General features: G+C 69.3%; 15 protein-coding genes and 1 rRNA gene (1 of these 16 cut by a window edge). 12 read left to right on the top strand and 4 right to left on the bottom strand.

Translation table 11 applies throughout. The features are described from left to right. Positions 1–406 precede the first annotated feature (406 nt). On the bottom strand, positions 407–814 hold the full coding sequence (locus tag OHS81_RS09210; RefSeq protein WP_328384152.1) for a hypothetical protein: 408 nt from the start codon (positions 812–814) through the stop codon (positions 407–409). 238 nt (positions 815–1052) lie between these two features. On the opposite strand from OHS81_RS09210, the gene OHS81_RS09205 reads away from it, so the two are divergent. Together OHS81_RS09205 and OHS81_RS09200 are read left to right on the top strand one after the other, a co-directional pair. Continuing rightward, positions 1053–1361: a hypothetical protein gene (locus tag OHS81_RS09205; protein WP_328384151.1), complete on the top strand. Its 309-nt coding sequence runs from the start codon at positions 1053–1055 to the stop codon at positions 1359–1361. Further along, positions 1358–2143 (top strand): WXG100 family type VII secretion target, encoded by a 786-nt coding sequence (locus tag OHS81_RS09200; protein ID WP_328384150.1) that lies wholly within the window; start codon positions 1358–1360, stop codon positions 2141–2143. Before OHS81_RS09205 ends, OHS81_RS09200 begins: the two co-directional genes overlap by 4 nt. 126 nt (positions 2144–2269) lie before the next feature. Here OHS81_RS09200 and eccCa read toward each other — a convergent pair whose 3' ends face one another. Continuing rightward, a complete protein-coding gene (eccCa, locus tag OHS81_RS09195) occupies positions 2270–6226 on the bottom strand; it encodes a type VII secretion protein EccCa (RefSeq protein ID WP_328384149.1) in 3957 nt (1318 codons plus the stop codon). Between the two features lie 256 nt (positions 6227–6482). Here eccCa and eccD point away from each other — a divergent pair, with 256 nt between their 5' ends. The 6 genes from eccD (at position 6483) to OHS81_RS09165 (ending at position 13529) form a co-directional block, all read left to right on the top strand. Beyond that, complete coding sequence (eccD, locus tag OHS81_RS09190; RefSeq protein WP_328384148.1) at positions 6483–7946, top strand: type VII secretion integral membrane protein EccD; 1464 nt, start codon at positions 6483–6485, stop codon at positions 7944–7946. Positions 7947–8102: 156 nt separating this feature from the next. After that, on the top strand, positions 8103–8390 hold the full coding sequence (gene rpsO / locus OHS81_RS09185; protein WP_006602744.1) for a 30S ribosomal protein S15: 288 nt from the start codon (positions 8103–8105) through the stop codon (positions 8388–8390). Between the two features lie 293 nt (positions 8391–8683). Continuing rightward, entirely contained in the window at positions 8684–10903 is a 2220-nt protein-coding gene (locus tag OHS81_RS09180; protein WP_328384147.1) for a polyribonucleotide nucleotidyltransferase, read from the top strand. Next, complete coding sequence (locus tag OHS81_RS09175) at positions 10900–12279, top strand: M16 family metallopeptidase (RefSeq protein ID WP_328384146.1); 1380 nt, start codon at positions 10900–10902, stop codon at positions 12277–12279. The genes OHS81_RS09180 and OHS81_RS09175 overlap by 4 nt, the downstream gene beginning before the upstream one ends. Positions 12280–12315: 36 nt before the next feature. Beyond that, complete coding sequence (gene dapB, locus OHS81_RS09170) at positions 12316–13068, top strand: 4-hydroxy-tetrahydrodipicolinate reductase (RefSeq protein WP_328384145.1); 753 nt, start codon at positions 12316–12318, stop codon at positions 13066–13068. A gap of 5 nt (positions 13069–13073) precedes the next feature. After that, complete coding sequence (locus tag OHS81_RS09165) at positions 13074–13529, top strand: hypothetical protein (RefSeq protein WP_328384144.1); 456 nt, start codon at positions 13074–13076, stop codon at positions 13527–13529. A 115-nt stretch (positions 13530–13644) separates the two neighbouring features. Here OHS81_RS09165 and OHS81_RS09160 read toward each other — a convergent pair whose 3' ends face one another. Both OHS81_RS09160 and OHS81_RS09155 read right to left on the bottom strand, forming a co-directional pair. Then, on the bottom strand, positions 13645–14202 hold the full coding sequence (locus OHS81_RS09160; RefSeq protein ID WP_328384143.1) for a hypothetical protein: 558 nt from the start codon (positions 14200–14202) through the stop codon (positions 13645–13647). Between the two features lie 99 nt (positions 14203–14301). Next, entirely contained in the window at positions 14302–14541 is a 240-nt protein-coding gene (locus OHS81_RS09155; protein ID WP_088800359.1) for a hypothetical protein, read from the bottom strand. A gap of 232 nt (positions 14542–14773) precedes the next feature. Here OHS81_RS09155 and thyX point away from each other — a divergent pair, with 232 nt between their 5' ends. The 4 genes from thyX to OHS81_RS09135 form a co-directional block, all read left to right on the top strand. Continuing rightward, positions 14774–15532 carry an FAD-dependent thymidylate synthase gene (gene thyX / locus OHS81_RS09150; RefSeq protein WP_328384140.1) on the top strand — a complete coding sequence of 253 codons (759 nt, stop codon included), beginning with the start codon at positions 14774–14776 and terminating at the stop codon, positions 15530–15532. A gap of 197 nt (positions 15533–15729) precedes the next feature. Beyond that, positions 15730–16629: a 4-hydroxy-tetrahydrodipicolinate synthase gene (gene dapA / locus OHS81_RS09145; RefSeq protein ID WP_088800361.1), complete on the top strand. Its 900-nt coding sequence runs from the start codon at positions 15730–15732 to the stop codon at positions 16627–16629. Between the two features lie 114 nt (positions 16630–16743). Further along, positions 16744–18429 carry a ribonuclease J gene (locus tag OHS81_RS09140; protein WP_328384138.1) on the top strand — a complete coding sequence of 562 codons (1686 nt, stop codon included), beginning with the start codon at positions 16744–16746 and terminating at the stop codon, positions 18427–18429. A gap of 679 nt (positions 18430–19108) precedes the next feature. Continuing rightward, positions 19109–19152 (top strand): 16S ribosomal RNA (locus tag OHS81_RS09135); it runs 1485 nt beyond the window's last position.

Below are 19152 nucleotides of genomic sequence, written 5' to 3'. Positions count from 1 at the left end.
CCTCCACCTTTGTGGATTCCTGCGTGTTCCGGCCCGATCCTATGGTCCGTTCCGTACGCGGAGGATGGTGCGGGGCGGTTGTGCCGGAACGGGAACCGGCAGGCCGGGGCCGGTGTGCGGCGGTCGTAACGGAAGACGGGCGGGGGGAGAGTGAAGTGAGTTGTTCCCGGGGTCCGATGTGGAGAAATCGAGATCACCGTGTGGGGAAAGAAAGCAGGTCCGTTCCGAATGACGCGGCGGTCGGTCTGCTTTCTTCCGTAGCGGCTTTCCGTGCTGGGGGAACGGATTTCGGCGAGAGGCGAGAGGCGTCAGGCGCCGGGCCGGAGGGAAGAGCGAGCCGTCGCCTGCCGCACCGCCGAGCCGCCCGGGTGAGCACCGCGGACCGGCCCCGCGGTGCCTGCCCGGGTCAGTTCCGGTGCCCGCCGCTCCGGCCGCCGCGCCGCGGGGCGGTCACGAGGGTGCCGGAAGGGCCGTCACGCTCGGCACGCTCCTCGTCCTCCTTGGCCTCCTGCTCCTTCTGCCACGCGGCGAACTTCTCGCGGGACTCCTCGCGCTCGGCCATGGTCTGGTTCTCCGCGGCCCGCCGGATCTCGTTCATCCGGTCGCCCAGGGCGTCCATGTACCCCGGTGTCGCGATGGCGTCCTTCATACCGATACGCCCGGAGAGCACCTCCTGGGCCATCTCCTGGAGCTTGCCGCCGACATGGGGATTGTCCGCCAGGACCTTCAGCGCCTTGCGCAGCCGGTGCGCCTGCTCGGGATCCTGGGCGACGTCCATCAGGTCTTCGTCCTGGATCTGCCGCTCATTGCTCATGTCTGCCCCCTGGAACGTGATGGCACAGGCCGCGAGTGCGGCACCGGCGTGCCGAAGTCTAATGACGGGTGTGAACGGGGCGTCAAGGCGGGGGTTGTCGGTATTTCCGGACATTGCGGCATGCCGAATTCCGTGATGTGCCGCCCGCCCGCTGCGCAGAGGGCTTCGGGCCTATTGCCGGTGTGCTAGACCTGAAGCGATGCCGGCAGGTAGCCGTCATGCAATTCGGGGAGAAATGATGTCCGATGAAGTCCGGCTCAGTACCGAGGAGTTGCAGAGGCTCGGTGCGACCTTCGAGATACGTGCGGAAGAACTGAGCCGGCAGCTTGCCGCATTCAGGCGGCGGGCGGATGCCGAGGCCCTGCGGGACGGATTCGGCAGCGACGAGGCGGCCCGGTCCCACCGTGAGCTGTACGAGCAGGCCGAGCAGGCGCTCGTCCAGCTGCAGCAGCGCCTCGCGGAGGTCGGCCGAGGGATCAAGGAGACCGTCGCGAATGCGCAGGCGGCCGAGGAAGAGCTGGCCGGGATGATGCGGAGCGTCCAGTGAACGAGCGAGGCAATCCCGAGGCCCTGCGGGACGCGGCGGCCGGCTGGCGGGAGATGGGCAAGCACCTCGACGGCCTCGTCCGCGATCTGGACCGGCACGTCGGCACCGCGGCGGCGGCCAACTGGCACGGCCCGGCCGGTGAGGCGTTCGCGGGGGAGTGGCACCGCCTCAAGCGGTCCGTCGACGATTCCCTGCCGGTCTTCGAACTGGCCGCCGCCGACCTGGAGACCGCCGCCGCGCAGCCCGCCGACGACCAGGGCGACAAGGACCACGGCGCACCCCCGGTGCACCACTCGGCCGACGGCGCGCAGTCGTCGTCCGGCCCCGAGATCGCCTACGGCTTCATGGCGCTCGGCCAGCTCGCAAACGGCCTCGGCGGCGCGTTCGGCAGGCGCGGTGGTGGCGGCCAGGGACAGCGGCCGCCCGTACGGCACGAGTGGGCGACCTCCGCGGCGGCGCAGGGGCCCGACCCGTTCGGCCCGGCGCAAGGCGGCGAGGCCACGAGGCGGGGCGGCGGGGGCATTGCCAAGGGCGTACGGAGCCGGCCGTCCGGGACGGAGCCGGATCCGGTGCCGGCGCCGGGCCATGAACGGGACCTGACGACCGGGCCGCAGAAGAAGGGCTCGGCGGCCCCCGCCGCCGAGCCCGCCGCCCGGGCCGCGGCGCCCGCCACCGCCGACGTCACGGCTGACGCCCCCGAACCCCAGGCCCCCGCGGCGTCCGGCCGCGACGCACCCGGCAGTCCCCGCCCCGACATCACCCGGCACGGGGCTTTCGGCTGACGCATCCGGCCGGGCGCGGGCCCGGCACGCACGGACTGCGCGGACGCACCGGCCGCACAGACGAAACGGCGGTGGGGCGCCCCTCCCGGGAGAGGCGCCCCACCGCCGTTGTGGCGTACGGACCGGTCAGCGGCTGTTCGCCGGCAGCCAGCCCGTCTGGACCAGCTGCGCACCGCGCTTGCGCGTGATGAACGTGGCCCGTCCCGGCGTCAGGCTCTGGCCCTTGACGTTGCCCATCAGCGGGCCCTCGGCCGGGTCGGCGGACAGGATCAGACCCTGCGCACCGAGCTCCTTGGTCCGCTGCATCACCGGCTCGAACGAGGAGCGTCCGGCGCCCGAGGAGCTGCGCGCGATGATCAGGCGCAGACCCAGGTCACGGGCGAACGGCAGGTACTCCAGCAGCGGCTGCAGCGGGTTGCCGCTGCTGGTCGCCACCAGGTCGTAGTCGTCCACGATCACGAACGCGTCCGGCAGGTCGTACCAGCTGCGGTTGCGCAGCTGCTCCGGCGTGACGTCCGGGCCCGGCATCCGGCGGCCCAGCGAACCGGCCAGACCGGTGATGACCTCCTGCAACTGCGGCCCCGCTGCACAGTACTTGTACATGTGGCTCTCGGGGACCTCGCCGAGCAGCGCGCGACGGTAGTCGGAGACCACCATCAGTGCCTTGTCGGAGGGGTACCGCTCGGCGATCTGCTTGGTCAGCAGGCGCAGCAGCGAGGACTTTCCGGACTCGCTCTCGCCGTAGATGACCAGCAGCGGGTCGGTCTCGAAGTCGATGAACGCCGGCGACAGCGTGGTCTCGTCGACACCGATCGCGATGCCGTGATCGGGGTAGTCGTTGCCCTTGGGCAGCTCGTTGACGTGCAGCATCGTCGGCAGCATCCGCACCGCGGGGGCGGGCTCGCCCTGCCAGTGCTCGCTGACCGTCGACACCAGGTTCGCGATGCCCTCGCTCAGCGTCTCCGGGTCGCTCATCCCGTCCAGCCGCGGCAGCGCCGCCAGGAAGTCGAGCTTCTCCGGGGACATACCGCGACCGGGCTTGCCCATCGGCACGTTCTCCGCGCGCTTGCGGTCGAACTCCGACTCCATCGGGTCGCCCAGACGCAGCTCGACGCGGTTGAGGAGCTGGTCGCGCAGCGCGGGCCGCACCTCGGTGTAGCGCGCACCGGCGATGATCAGGTGGACACCGAAACCGAGACCCCGGGCGGCGATGTCCAGGATCACCGGGTCCATCTGCTCGTAGTCGGTCTTGAACGTCGCCCAACCGTCGATGACCAGGAAGACGTCGCCCCACTTCTGGTCGGGGTAGGCGCCCGAGGCCCGCCGCTGGCGGTAGGTCCCGATCGAGTCGATGCTGTTGGCGCGGAAGAACTCCTCCCGCTCGTTGAGGATGCCGACGACCTCGGAGACCGTACGGCGCACCTTCTCCGCGTCCAGACGCGAGGCGACGCCGCCGACGTGCGGCAGGCCCTCCATGGTCAGCATGCCGCCGCCACCGAAGTCGAGGCAGTAGAACTGCACCTCGGACGGGGTGTGGGTGAGCGCGAACGAGGCGATGGCGGACCGGATCAGCGTGGACTTACCGGACTGCGGACCACCCACGACCAGGCCGTGACCGGCGCCGGCGGAGAAGTCCAGGTACATCACGTCACGCCGCTGCTCGAACGGCTTGTCCACCAGCGCGACCGGCACCACCAGCTTGCCGAGCGCGGTGTACTCCGGCGCGTGCACACCCCGTTCGGGCGTGACCGCGAGCGTCGGCAGCAGCTGGTTGACCGTCGGCGCCTCGTCCAGCGGCGGCAGCCACACCTGGTGCGCCGGCGGGCCCTGGCCCTGCATGCGCTGGACGATGACGTCGAGCACGGTGTCGGCCAGCGCGTCGTCCTGCTCCGGCTCGGCCGGCGTGACCGGCGTGGGGTCCTCGACGATCTGCTCGACGACCGGGGCCGCCGTGAACGGCACCGGCAGCCGGTTCGTCCGGCTGCCGCCCCCGCCGCCGCCGGCACCGGGACCGCGGTACGGACCCGAGACGTACGCGGCCTTGAACTGGACCATCGTCTCGGTGTCGTACTTGAGGATGCCGGAACCGGGGACGTTCGGCAGGTGGTAGGCGTCCGGCACGCCGATGGCGGTCCGCGACTCGGCCGCGGAGAAGGTCCGCAGGCCCAGCCGGTAGGAGAGGAAGGTGTCCAGACCGCGGAGCTTGCCCTCTTCCAGACGCTGCGAGGCGAGCAGCATGTGCACACCCATCGACCGGCCGATACGGCCGATCTGGATGAACATGTCGATGAAGTCGGGCTTGGCGGTCAGCAGCTCGGAGAACTCGTCGAGCACCATCACCAGCGAGGGCAGCGGGTCCAGCGGGGCACCCGCGGCACGCGCCTTCTCGTAGTCGGTGATGTTGGCGTAGTTGCCCGCCGAGCGCAGCAGCTCCTGACGGCGCTGGAGTTCACCGGTGATCGAGTCGCGCATGCGGTCGATCAGCGTGACGTCCTCACCGAGGTTGGTGATGACCGCCGCGACGTGCGGCATCTCCGACATACCGGTGAAGGTGGCGCCACCCTTGAAGTCCGCGAGGATGAAGTTGAGGGTTTCCGAGGAGTGGGTGACCGCGAGCGCCAGCACCAGGGTGCGCAGCACCTCGGACTTACCGGAACCGGTCGCACCGACACACAGACCGTGCGGGCCCATGCCCTCCTGCGAGGCCTCCTTGATGTCGAGCATGACGGGCTGGCCGTCCTTGTCGACACCGATCGGCACCCGCAGCCGCTCGTGGAGCGTGCGCGGCCGCCAGGTACGCGACACATCGACGGAACCGGCGTCACCGAGGTTCAGCAGGTCGGTGAAGTCCAGGTTCGACAGCAGCGGCTCCTCGCCGTCCGCGCCGGAGCCCGCCCGCAGCGGGGCCAGCTGGCGCGCCAGCGCCTCCGACTCGGCGATCGACAGGGTGTCGCAGACGCCGTGGTAGACCGCGCCGCCCGCCGACTCCAGCACCAGCTTGCCCGGCCGCACCTGGACGGCCAGACCGCCGCGGATCTCGTCCAGATCGCCCGGGACGACCTCCAGGATGGTGACGCCCTGCAGGCCCTCGGCCCCGGCGATCACCGAATCCATCGGCACCTCGCCGCCGTCCAGCACGACCAGCACATGCGGGGAGTCGGTCACCGGGGTGCCCTGCGGGTTGAACCGGCCGCGGCCCTCCAGCTCGTCCGCCAGCAGCTCCTCGACCTCACCGAGGTCACCGACGACCAGCCGGCGGCTGCCCGCGCCGTCCGTCGACTTGTGCTGCACCTGCGGCAGCCACTTGGTCCACTCCCACTCCGCCTGCGCACCGGGCGCGGCGACGACGGCCACCACCAGGTCCTCGGGCGAGTGCAGGGTGCACAGCTGGGCGACGATGGCGCGCGAGGCGCCGTAGACCGTGTCCGGGTCGCCGGAGACGGTCAGGTGGTAGAAGGCGCGCAGCGAGACCGCCAGCGGCAGATCGTCCAGCTGCCCGTGCTTGTCGAGGAATTCCTTCATCGCATGCGCGGTGAGCGGTTCCAGCTCGTCGACCGGAGCGGTCTCCGGAGCCCGCAGGGGAGTGGCCAGCTGCTGCGGCCCCAGCCCCAGTCGCACCTGCCCGAAGTCCGGATCGCCCGCCCGGCGCTCCCATACCCGTTTGCCCTCGGCCACGAGCGACCACAACTGGCTCGGGTCGGGGTGGGTGAACAACTGCGCGTCCCGCTGCTTGCGCGCGGTGCGCCGCACCTCTTTCCGCTTCTGCGTAAGGTACTTGAGGTAATCCTGGCGTTCCTGGAGCATTTGCCCGGAAGGCCCTTGGCGGGCTTTGACGATCTGCACGATCGCCATTGCCAGGGTGGACGCCACCATAAAGCCGCCCATGATTTTCATGAACGGCTGGTTGCCCATGAACAAGAATCCCGCCGAAGACGCCATACCCATCATGGGCATAAGGGTCATCAGCATGTTTTCTGATTCGCCCTCACGCGGAAGCTCCGGGGGTGCCTCGAGTGTCACCTCCTCGGAGGGAACTTCGGGTGGCAGCGCGCGGGGCGGGCGCTTGACGATGACAACGCTCACCGAGGCATCAGTCCTTCATGCATCTCGCAGTCTCGGACCGCCCCCGTTGGATTCGACGGTCCCCCCGGACCAAGTGCTTGGCCCGAACCAGGCGTTGATCCTACTGTTAACCGTCAAGCCTCGGGGTGGGTGGGGCGAGCGCTGAATTGGACGGTACGCTGACGCCTCGCGAGCGTGCCCACAGCCCCGAAGTGACGGCTCTCTATAGAGGGCGCGCGACGCGACAAAACGCCCAACGGATAGGGGGAACCGCCAGGTGAGCACGAGCACTGGCACCGGCTTTTGCCGGGTCACAGTCGCCGCGCCCGATGCACGGATTGACGTGGCTCTGCCGGAGGACGTCGCACTCGTCGACATTTATCCGGAGATCCTGAGGCTCTCCGGTCAGTCGCAGGCGGAGGGCGCTCCGACCGGCTATCACCTCGTACGCCGCGACGGCACGGTTCTTGACGCCGGGCAGTCGCTGGCGCAGCAGCAGATCCTCGACGGCGACCTTCTTCTTCTGAAGCCGTTCGCCGAGTCGCTGCCGCTCCCGGTCTTCGACGATGTCTCCGACGCCGTCGCCTCCGCGGTCAAGCGCAACCGCAGCCGCTGGAGCGACGACCTCATGCGCGTCGTCGGCCTCACCGCGGGTGTGCTGCTGCTCGTCATGATGGCGTTCGCCCTGTGGGTCTCCAACCCCGAGCACCGCGATATGCACCGCCTGCCCGGCATCATCGCGGGTGTCGTCGGCATCGTGCTGGTCGCGCTGTCCGGCGTCCGCGCCCGTGTCTACGACGACCACGGCTCCTCCATCGCGCTGGGCCTGGCCTCGCTTCCGCACCTCCTGCTCGCCGGCTCCGGCATCTTCCCCGTCGACGCCGGAGCCGACCCCGGCCGGCTGCACCTCCTCGTCGGCTGTGTGACCGTACTGATCGCCTCCGTGCTGCTGGTGGTCATGCTGCCGCGCGGTGACGCCCCCTTCGTCGCCGCCGCGTTCCTGGCCGCCACGGGGACCCTCGCGGTCTTCGCCGCGATCCTCACCGACGCCGCACCCAGTGAGGTCGCCGCCGTCACCGCCGTAGTCTCCATCGCCCTGGTCGCCTGGCTGCCCGGCCTCTCCGCACGCTTCGCCCGGCTGCCCATCGGCTACAAGTCGCCCGACCAGATCGCCAAGGGCTCCTACGACAACGGCGGCGAGACCGAGTCCGTCGACTTCGTCAAGATCGGCAACCAGGCCAAGCGCGGGCACGAGCTGCTGCTCGGCCTCGTCGCCGGCTGCTCCGCCCTGACCGTCGGCTCCGCCGGCGTGGTCCTCGGCTTCTCGGACAACGTGTGGGCCCAGCTGCTCGCGCTGACCGCCGGTATCACGATCATGCTCCGCGCCCGGCTCTTCGACTACACCGCGCAGGTCGCCTGCCTGACCATCGCCGGCATCCTCACGATCGTCCTGCTCATCCTGGGCATCGCGCTGAACCCGCCGACGGACATGTTCGTCGATCTGGCCCGCTACCAGGACTCCGGTCCGCTGAACATCCACACCGTCTGGTTCTCCGGCAGCATCGCGGCGGGCGCCGCCCTCCTGGTCGCCGTCGGCCTGATCGTCCCCCAGAAGGGTGTCACCCCCTTCTGGGGCCGGATCTTCGACATCTTCGACGGCCTGGTCCTGCTCTCCCTGGTGCCGCTGTGCCTGGCGGTCCTGGACGTCTACGGCAAGGTACGCGGCCTCACCAGCAGCTGAGGCCCCCGCTCACCGGCCTGCTCCGCGGCTCCCCGACCACCCGGTCGGGGGGCCGTTTTCAGCTGGTACGCTGTGTGACGGTCCGGTCGAGTCATCCAAGATTCCCTGTGAGGCAAACCAGGGGCGCTCACGGACCGCAACCAAGAGGAGTACCGCGTGTCGCTCGACGCCGCTACGAAGAAGCAGATCATGGCCGAGTTCGCCACCAAGGAGGGTGACACCGGCTCCCCCGAGGTCCAGGTCGCGATGCTCTCCCGCCGCATCTCGGACCTGACCGAGCACCTCAAGACCCACAAGCACGACCACCACTCCCGCCGTGGTCTGCTGCTGCTCGTCGGCCAGCGCCGCCGCCTGCTGCAGTACCTGGCGAAGAAGGACATCACGCGCTTCCGAGCGCTGGTCGAGCGCCTGGGCATCCGCCGCGGCGCGGCGGGCGCCAAGTAAGACGCCGTAAAGGGAGCGGTTCCTGTCAGGGGCCGCTCCCTTTGCCGTACGCACCGGACACTCGCGCCACCTCATGGTGGACGGAAGCTTTGTAGTCTGGTGCCATATCGCAAAACTGAACGCGGTAGGAGCGCCTCCTGGCCGCCGGTCCTCGGTAGTGGCCCCCGGACGATCCATGGACGCCATGTGTCATCACTCCGGGTGCTTCGATCGAAGACCGGCCCGCACCGGCGCTCCACCGAAGACGGTCTGCAGCCATACGGGCAGCAGACGCAGACGAGGAGATATTCCTGGTGGAGAACGAGACCCACTACGCCGAAGCCGTGATCGACAACGGCCCCTTCGGCACCCGCACCATCCGCTTCGAGACGGGCCGCCTGGCCAAGCAGGCCGCCGGCTCCGCCGTGGCGTACCTGGACGACGACACCATGGTGCTGTCGGCCACCTCCGCGTCCAAGACGCCGAAGGACCAGCTGGACTTCTTCCCGCTGACCGTCGACGTCGAGGAGCGGATGTACGCAGCCGGGAAGATCCCCGGTTCCTTCTTCCGCCGTGAGGGCCGTCCCTCCGAGGACGCCATCCTCACCTGCCGGCTGATCGACCGGCCGCTGCGCCCCTCCTTCAAGAAGGGCCTGCGCAACGAGATCCAGATCGTCGAGACGGTCATGGCGCTCAACCCCGACCACCTCTACGACGTGGTCGCCATCAACGCCGCCTCCTGCTCCACCCAGCTCGCCGGCCTGCCCTTCTCCGGCCCCGTCGGCGGCACCCGGGTGGCCCTGATCAACGGCCAGTGGGTGGCGTTCCCGACCCACACCGAGCTCGAGGACGCCGTCTTCGACATGGTCGTGGCCGGCCGCGTCCTCCCGGACGGCGACGTCGCGATCATGATGGTCGAGGCCGAGGCCACCGAGAAGACCATCCAGCTGGTCAAGGACGGCGCCGAGGCCCCGACCGAAGAGGTCGTCGCCGCCGGTCTGGAAGCCGCCAAGCCCTTCATCAAGGTGCTGTGCAAGGCCCAGTCGGACCTCGCCGCCAAGGCCGCCAAGCCCGTCGGTGAGTTCCCGGTCTTCCTCGACTACCAGGACGACGTCCTGGAGGCGCTCACCGCCGCGGTCAAGGACGAGCTCTCCCGGGCGCTGACCATCGCCGGCAAGCAGGACCGCGAGGCCGAGCTGGACCGCGTCAAGGCCGTCGCCGCCGAGAAGCTGCTCCCGCAGTTCGAGGGCCGCGAGAAGGAGATCTCCGCCGCGTACCGTTCGCTGACCAAGAGCCTGGTCCGCGAGCGCGTCATCAAGGAGAAGAAGCGCATCGACGGCCGCGGCGTCACGGACATCCGTACGCTCGCCGCCGAGGTCGAGGCCATCCCGCGGGTGCACGGTTCCGCCCTGTTCGAGCGTGGCGAGACCCAGATCCTGGGCGTCACCACCCTCAACATGCTCCGCATGGAGCAGCAGCTGGACACCCTCTCCCCGGTGACCCGCAAGCGCTACATGCACAACTACAACTTCCCGCCGTACTCCGTCGGTGAGACCGGCCGCGTGGGCGCCCCCAAGCGCCGCGAGATCGGCCACGGCGCGCTCGCCGAGCGCGCCATCATGCCGGTCCTGCCGACCCGCGAGGAGTTCCCCTACGCGATCCGCCAGGTCTCCGAGGCGCTGGGCTCCAACGGCTCGACGTCCATGGGCTCGGTCTGCGCCTCGACCATGTCGCTGCTGAACGCCGGTGTGCCCCTCAAGGCCCCGGTCGCCGGTATCGCCATGGGCCTGATCTCCCAGGAGATCGACGGCCAGACCCACTACGTCGCCCTCACCGACATCCTCGGTGCGGAGGACGCCTTCGGTGACATGGACTTCAAGGTCGCCGGCACCAAGCAGTTCGTGACCGCGCTGCAGCTCGACACCAAGCTCGACGGCATCCCCGCCTCGGTCCTGGCCGCCGCGCTGAAGCAGGCCCGTGACGCGCGTCTGCACATCCTCGACGTCATGAACGAGGCCATCGACGTCCCGGACGAGATGTCCCCGAACGCCCCGCGGATCATCACCGTCAAGATCCCGGTGGACAAGATCGGTGAGGTCATCGGCCCCAAGGGCAAGATGATCAACCAGATCCAGGAGGACACCGGCGCCGACATCACGATCGAGGACGACGGCACGATCTACATCGGTGCCGCCGACGGTCCGGCCGCCGAGGCCGCCCGCGCCACGATCAACGGCATCGCCAACCCGACCATGCCGGAGGTCGGCGAGCGCTACCTGGGCACGGTCGTCAAGACCACCACCTTCGGTGCGTTCGTCTCCCTGCTCCCGGGCAAGGACGGCCTGCTGCACATCTCGCAGATCCGCAAGCTCGCCGGTGGCAAGCGCGTGGAGAACGTCGAGGACGTGCTCGCGGTGGGCGCCAAGGTCCAGGTCGAGATCGCCGAGATCGACCAGCGCGGCAAGCTCTCCCTGATCCCCGTGATCGAGGAAGAGGACGCAGCTGAGGACACGAAGGACGACGCTGCCAAGTGACGTCCCGTACGCACGCGACGACGGCCCGCACCTCTTCGGAGGGGCGGGCCGTCGCCCGTACCCAAACGCTTCTCAAGGGCACCGCGGGCGCCGGCACGGTCCGCCGGACCACCCTCCCCGGCGGGCTGCGGATCGTCACCGAGACGCTCCCCACGGTCCGCTCCGTCACCTTCGGCATCTGGGCGCACGTCGGCTCCCGCGACGAGACCCCGTCGCTCAACGGCGCCACGCACTACCTCGAGCACCTGCTCTTCAAGGGCACCGAGCGGCGCAGCGCACTGGACATCTCCGCCGCGATCGACGAGGTCGGCGGCGAGATGAACGCCTTCACCGCGAAGGAGTACACCTGCTACTACGCGCGGGTGCTGGACAGCGATCTGCCGCTCGCCATCGACGTGGTGTGCGACATGCTCACCGGCTCGCTGGTCGAGTCCGAGGACGTGGACGCCGAGCGCGGGGTCATCCTCGAAGAGATCGCGATGACCGAGGACGACCCGGGCGACTGTGTGCACGACCTGTTCGCGCACACCATGCTCGGTGACACCCCGCTCGGCCGCCCGGTCCTGGGCACCGTCGACACCGTCAACGCCCTCACCCCCGAGCGCATCCGCCGCTTCTACAAGAAGCACTACGACCCCACGCACCTCGTCGTCACGGCCGCCGGCAACGTCGACCACGCCAAGGTCGTCCGCCTGGTCCGCCGCGCCTTCGAGCAGGCCGGGGCCCTGGACCGCACGGACGCCGCCCCGATCGCGCCCCGCTCCGGTACCCGCACCGTCAAGGCCGCCGGCCGCGTCGAACTGCTCAACCGCAAGACCGAGCAGGCCCATGTGATCCTCGGGATGCCGGGGCTGGCGCGCACCGACGACCGGCGCTGGGCGATGGGCGTACTGAACACCGCCCTGGGCGGCGGGATGAGCTCGCGCCTCTTCCAGGAGGTCCGCGAGAAGCGCGGCCTGGCCTACAGCGTGTACTCCTACACCTCCGGCTTCGCCGACTGCGGGCTGTTCGGCGTCTACGCCGGCTGCCGCCCGAACCAGGTGCAGGACGTCCTCAAGATCTGCCGCGACGAACTCGACCAGGTGGCGTCCCACGGCCTCACCGACGACGAGATCCGCCGCGCGGTCGGACAGTTGCGCGGGTCCACCGTCCTCGGCCTGGAGGACAGCGGAGCGCTGATGCACCGCCTCGGCAAGAGTGAGCTGTGCTGGGGCGAGCAGATGTCGGTCGACGAGATGCTGACGCGGATCGCGGCCGTCACCCCGGACGAGGTGCGCGAGGTGGCCCGCGAGGTGCTGGGCACCCGGCCCTCGCTGTCCGTCATCGGCCCTCTGAAGGACCGGCAGGCGGCCCGGCTGGACGACATCGTCGCCTAGGCCCCCGCGACACCACCAAGAGAAGGACGGGAAACGATGAGCAAGCTGCGCGTGGCCGTACTGGGAGCCCAGGGACGCATCGGCTCCGAGGCCGTACGGGCCGTCGAGGCCGCCGACGACATGGAGCTGGTGGCCGGGCTCGGCCGGGGCGACAAGCTGGAGACGCTGGTCGAGGCCGGCGCCCAGGTCGTGGTCGAGCTGACCAACCCCGGTGCCGTGATGGGCAACCTCGACTTCTGTGTGCGGCACGGCATCCACGCGGTGGTCGGGACGACCGGCTGGACCGATGAGCGCCTTGCGCAGCTGCGCACCTCACTCGCCGCCTCGCCCGGGGCGGGCGTGCTCATCGCCCCGAACTTCTCCATCGGCGCGGTGCTGACCATGCGGTTCGCACAGCAGGCGGCCCGCTTCTTCGAGTCGGCCGAGATCGTCGAGCTGCACCACCCGAAGAAGGCGGACGCCCCGTCCGGCACCGCCGCCCGCACCGCCCAGCTGATCGCCGCGGCCCGGGAGGAGGCCGGCTGCGCCCCGCAGCCGGACGCCACCACCACCGCGCTGGACGGCGCCCGTGGCGCGGACGTGGACGGCATCCCCGTGCACTCCGTACGGCTGCGCGGTCTGCTGGCGCACCAGGAGGTGCTGCTCGGCGGCGAGGGCGAAACCCTCACCATCCGCCACGACTCCCTCCACCACAGCAGCTTCATGCCGGGCATCCTGCTCGGTGTGCGTCGCGTGGTCACCACTCCGGGCCTGACCGTGGGCCTGGAAAACTTCCTCGACCTGGGCTGACGGGTATGGGCGGAAAGATCACGTACTTCTTCCTCGCCACCGTGCTGGTCCTCGTCTTCGGGGTGGTGGCGCTGGAGGGGGTACTCCTCCTGATGACCGGCGAGCCTGCCGCCATGGGCATGGGCGCGGTGGCCTTCGTGCTGCCGTGCATCGGCGCCTGGTTCCTCCGGCACAACACCCGCTTCGCGCGTGATGCCCACCGGCTGGCGCACGCCCTCGAGGCCGAGGGCGGCCTGCCGGCCGACGAGCCGGCGCGGACCCCCGGCGGCCGGGTCGACCGGGACGCCGCCGACGCGGTCTTCGCCCGGCGGCAGGCCGAGACGGAGGACGCCCCCGGCGACTGGCGTGCGTGGTTCCGGCTCGCGGTCGCCTACCACGACGCCCGGGACACCCCGCGGGCCCGGAAGGCGATGCAGCGCGCCATCGCCCTGCACGACGACAAGCCCGTACCGGCCGCGTAGGGCGGGTACGGGCGCTCAGGGACGGACGGATCCGGTTCTCACGGGGGCCGGATCCGGCGGTTCCACGGGGTCTTCCACGGAGTCGGCGCGGTGGGCGTTCCCGCGGCACCGTGCCTCAGGCGCGGTACTCCGCCGCCCAGGCCTCCAGCACATCCGCGGCCCGCTCGAACGCCTCCGGGCGGGACAGAAAGTCGCCGTTGTGGTCGGTGAGCAGGGACCGCAGCGGTTCGCCCTGCGTCCGCTCGATGATCAGCGCCTGTCCCTGCACCGTCCGCGGCAGCCCCAGCCAGCGCACCGGCTGCTGGCGCGTTTGCACGGAGGCGACGGCGCTCCAGGGCTCGGTCGTCGTACGCAGCAGATTCACCTGCCGCAGGCCGTGCGCGCTGACCCACACCCCGACCCGCAACAGCCGCAGCGCCAGGATGATCATCGCTGCCCCCACCACCGCACAGGCCGCGGCGCCGGGCAGCGAGCCGGCCATCGCGATGATCAATGCGGAGATCAGCACGAACGAGGCGAGCAGCAAAAACACCGCCGCCGCCCCTACCCGCCACGGTCCGGGGCGGTAGGGACGGCGCCAGTGGTCGGGCTCGTCATGCGCAAGCGCGGCCGAATCCGCGGCACAGGTGTCGGGATCGAGGTCGCGGTCGGCCGTCAGGAAGGGCAGGGGCACGGCTGATCCTCACTCATGGGCACGCACGGAAGCTGTGACCGGTGAGGCTATCGGGACCGGCGGAGCGGAACCACTTCGCGGCACGCCCCGCCCGCCCGTTCAGCGATGTGATGCCTCGGACTGATGCACCCGGCTGGACCCGGAGCTGTCCTGCTGCAGTGCGGGAACGCCGAACAGCAGGGCGCCGGCCAGGCCGCCCACGACTGTCAGCGTGATGAGAGACTGGCCGAGGAGCTGCGCGCGCGAGGCGCGCTGCCGCGGCGGGGGAGTGACATTGCTGCGGAACCGGTCTGCCTCGGCAACGAAGGCGAACGGGACGGGCTCTCGCCGGCGGAACATGAGCGGGCTCTCCTAGGAACCTCGAAGTGGGCACTGTCACAGGGTTAGACGTTTGTGGCGTGCAGTTGGTGCCCGTTTTCAGGGACTTCTGTGAAAAATATCAACGGCCGCTCCGCGCACCGCCACGGCGCGCCCGTTTTGCGGCTAACGCGGCATCACGCGGTGTTTCCCGGACTGTCGGTGGCGGGCCGTAGGGTGGTCGCGCACGAGGATCGATTGGAAGGAACCGCCGGTGTCCCAGACCCCCGCCGAGAGCACTGAGAGCCCCGACAGTGCAGCCGTCAGCTTCCGGAGCGAGGTGACGGTCGAGCTGGTCAAGCACAGCGCCGCGGACAGCGACGTGCTGTGGGCGGCCCGGGTCTCCACGGCCGGTGAGCAGTCCCTGGAGGAGCTGCAGAAGGACCCGGAGCGCTCCACGGGCCTGATCAACTACCTCATGCGGGACCGGCACGGCAGCCCCTTCGAGCACAACTCCATGACGTTCTTCATCAGCGCGCCGATCTTCGTCTTCCGCGAGTTCATGCGGCACCGCGTCGGCTGGTCGTACAACGAGGAGTCCGGCCGCTACCGCCGCCTGGACCCGGTCTTCTACGTCCCCGGCGAGTCCCGCAAGCTCGTCCAGCAGGGCCGCCCCGGGAAGTACGAATTCGTCGAGGGCACCCAGGCGCAGCACGAGCTCACCGGCCGCGTCATGGAGGACTCCTACCGCCGGGCCTACGAGGCGTACCAGGAGATGCTCGCCGCCGGCGTCGCCCGCGAGGTCGCCCGCGCGGTGCTCCCGGTCGGCCTGTTCTCCTCCATGTACGCCACCTGCAACGCCCGCTCCCTGATGCACTTCCTCGGCCTGCGCACCCAGCACGAGCAGGCGAAGGTGCCGTCCTTCCCGCAGCGCGAGATCGAAATGGTCGGCGAGCAGATGGAGGCCCACTGGGCGAAGCTCATGCCGCTCACGTACGGCGCATTCAATGCGAACGGCCGGATCGCCCCGTAAGGCCCAGGTTGCGGGCCGGATACCGGAGCGCGCAGGACAGACGTGCGAAGTGTCCGGATTGCGGCATTTTGAGAAGTTCATCTACGCTGAACAGACGGACCCGGCACTGCTTGAACCCCCGAGCAGGCAGTGCCGGAGTCCACATCCCTGCTCCCCAGAGGCGCATCCCGCGGTGAGCTACGAGTAGCGTGGGACCCATGGCTCCGACTTCCACACCGCAGACCCCCTTCGGGCGGGTGCTGACCGCCATGGTCACGCCGTTCACGCCGGATGGCGCCCTCGATCTCGACGGCGCACAGCGGCTGGCTGCCCACCTGGTGGACGCCGGCAATGACGGCCTCGTCGTCAACGGCACCACCGGAGAGTCCCCGACCACCAGCGATGCGGAGAAAGCCCAGCTGGTCCGCGCGGTGGTCGATGCGGTCGGCGATCGCGCCTTTGTGGTCGCCGGAGCCGGTACCAACGACACCCGCCACAGCCTGGAGCTGGCCCGCGCCGCCCAGGACGCCGGCGCCCACGGCCTGCTCGCGGTGACGCCGTACTACAGCAAGCCCCCCCAGGAGGGCCTGCTCCGGCACTTCACGGCCATCGCCGACGCCACCGACCTGCCGGTCATGCTCTACGACATCCCCGGCCGCAGTGGTGTCCCGATCAACACCGAGACCATCGTCCGGCTCGCCGAGCACCCCCGGATCGTCGCCAACAAGGACGCCAAGGGAGACCTCGGCCGCGCCAGCTGGGCCATCGCCCGCTCCAGCCTCGCCTGGTACAGCGGCGACGACATGCTCAACCTCCCGCTGCTCTCGGTCGGCGCCGTCGGTTTCGTCTCCGTGGTCGGCCATGTCGTCACCCCCGAGCTGCGCGCCCTCCTGGACGCCCACCTCAACGGCGATGTCACCAAGGCCACCGAGATCCACCAGAAGCTGCTGCCCGTCTTCACCGGCATGTTCCGCACCCAGGGCGTGATCACGACCAAGGCCGCCCTCGGCCTCCAGGGTCTGCCCGCCGGTCCGCTGCGGCTGCCGCTCGTGGAGCTCTCCCCCGAGGAGACCGAACAGCTCACGCGCGATCTCGCCGCCGGCGGGGTACAGCTCTGATCACAGACTTCACAACTGAATACGGACCAACAACCGCCTCATAGCAAGTGCACGAATGTCATGCGCGCCACGTGCCCTCGACGGCAGCGTGGCGTGTGTGGTGAGGAGAGTCTTTTGAGTCATCCGCATCCTGAGCTCGGCGCCCCGCCGAAGCTTCCCAAGGGCGGCCTGCGCGTCACCCCCCTCGGCGGCCTGGGTGAAATCGGCCGCAACATGACGGTCTTCGAATACGACGGCCGGCTGCTGATCGTCGACTGCGGAGTGCTCTTCCCCGAGGAGGAGCAGCCCGGAATCGACCTGATTCTGCCGGACTTCACGTCCATCAGGGATCGCCTCGACGACATCGACGGCATCGTGCTGACCCACGGCCACGAGGACCACATCGGTGGTGTCCCCTACCTCCTGCGGGAGAAGCCGGACATCCCCCTGATCGGCTCGAAGCTGACCCTCGCCCTCATCGAGGCCAAGCTTCAGGAGCACCGCATCCGTCCCTACACCCTCGAGGTGCAGGAGGGGCACACGGAGCGGATCGGCTCGTTCGACTGCGAATTCGTCGCCGTCAACCACTCCATCCCCGACGCCCTGGCCGTCGCCATCCGCACCCCCGCGGGAATGGTCGTCCACACCGGCGACTTCAAGATGGACCAGCTTCCGCTGGACCGCCGGCTCACCGACCTCCCCGCGTTCGCGCGGCTCGGCGAGGAAGGCATCGACCTTCTCCTCTCCGACTCCACGAACGCCGAGGTCCCGGGCTTCGTACCGCCCGAGCGGGACATCTCCAACGTCCTGCGCACGGTCTTCGCGAACGCCCAGAAGCGCATCATCGTGGCGAGCTTCGCCAGCCATGTGCACCGCATCCAGCAGATCCTCGACGCGGCGCACGAGTACGGCCGTCGGGTCGCCTTCGTGGGCCGTTCGATGGTCCGCAACATGGGCATTGCCCGCGAGCTGGGCTACCTGAAGGTCCCCGCCGGCCTGGTCGTGGACGTCAAGACGCTCGACGACCTCCCCGACGACGAGGTCGTGCTGGTCTGCACGGGCTCCCAGGGCGAGCCGATGGCCGCCCTGTCCCGGATGGCCAACCGCGATCACCAGATCCGGATCGTCCAGGGCGACACCGTGATCCTGGCGTCCTCCCTCATCCCGGGCAACGAGAACGCGGTCTACCGCGTGATCAACGGCCTCACCCGGTGGGGCGCGGACGTCGTCCACAAGGGCAATGCCAAGGTCCATGTCTCGGGCCACGCCTCGGCCGGCGAGCTGCTGTACTTCTACAACATCTGCAAGCCGAAGAACCTCATGCCGGTCCACGGCGAATGGCGCCATCTGCGCGCCAACGCCGAACTGGGGGCACTGACCGGTGTCCCCAAGGAACGGATCGTCATCGCCGAAGACGGTGTCGTGGTCGACCTGGTCGGCGGCGTCGCCAAGATCGTCGGCAAGGTCCAGGCGGGCTATGTCTACGTCGACGGCCTCTCGGTCGGTGATGTCACGGAAACCCATCTCAAGGACCGCCGCATCCTGGGCGACGAAGGCATCATCTCGGTCTTCGTGGTCGTGGACAGCAGCACCGGCAAGATCGTCGGAGGCCCGGACCTGCATGCGCGCGGCTCCGGCATCGAGGACTCCGCCCTGTCGGGCGTGGTCCCCAAGATCGATGAGGCCCTGGCCAAGGCGGCCCAGGACGGTGTCGCGGAAGCGCACCAGCTCCAGCAGCTGATCCGCCGCTCGGTCGGCAAGTGGGTGTCGGACAACTACCGGCGCCGCCCGATGATCCTCCCCGTGGTCGTCGAGGTCTGACGCCCAGGGCAGTACGCAGGTACGCAAGTAGGAGCGGGGCGCCCGGATTTGCATCCGGGCGCCCCGCTCCAGTACGTTTACGTCTCCTCCTGAACGGGAAGCACCGCACGCCTCTGCGTACGGAGTGCCCCGCAAAACCAGGCGGAATTCCGGCCCAGAGCAATCTGATAAAGTCGGATCAGCTGAAAGGCAAACCCCCTCCGACGGGAAATCGGACCGAATGAGAACCGGCAACGGAACGAAATCGGGTCTGCTAGAGTCGGAAAGGCCGGAAAGCGAAAGCCGAACGGCCGACCCGCTCCAACAGGGAGCCAGACACGGAAACGGATCTGGTAAGGTTGGAAACGCGAAGAAGCCGAAAGGCGGAAACGCACCGGCGAAAATCGGGCCCGCAAGGATCTGATAGAGTCGGAAACGCAAGACCGAAGGGAAGCGCCCGGAGAGCCTGGTGAAACAGGCACAAAGGAAGCGTCCGTTCCTTGAGAACTCAACAGCGTGCCAAAAGTCAACGCCAGATATGTTGATACCCCGTCCACTTCGGTGGATGAGGTTCCTTTGAAAGTCCACCACGGCCCAAGCGGTCGGGGTGGCACACACAGCGAGGACGCTGTGAACGACCGGACCTATTCCGTCTGGTTGTTCCGCTCTCGTGTGTGTTTCACCCGATTACGGGTAAACATTCACGGAGAGTTTGATCCTGGCTCAGGACGAACGCTGGCGGCG

This window comes from Streptomyces sp. NBC_00400 (genome assembly GCF_036048035.1).
GTDB lineage: Bacteria > Actinomycetota > Actinomycetes > Streptomycetales > Streptomycetaceae > Streptomyces.
This window is presented reverse-complemented; position numbering and strand designations above follow the sequence as displayed.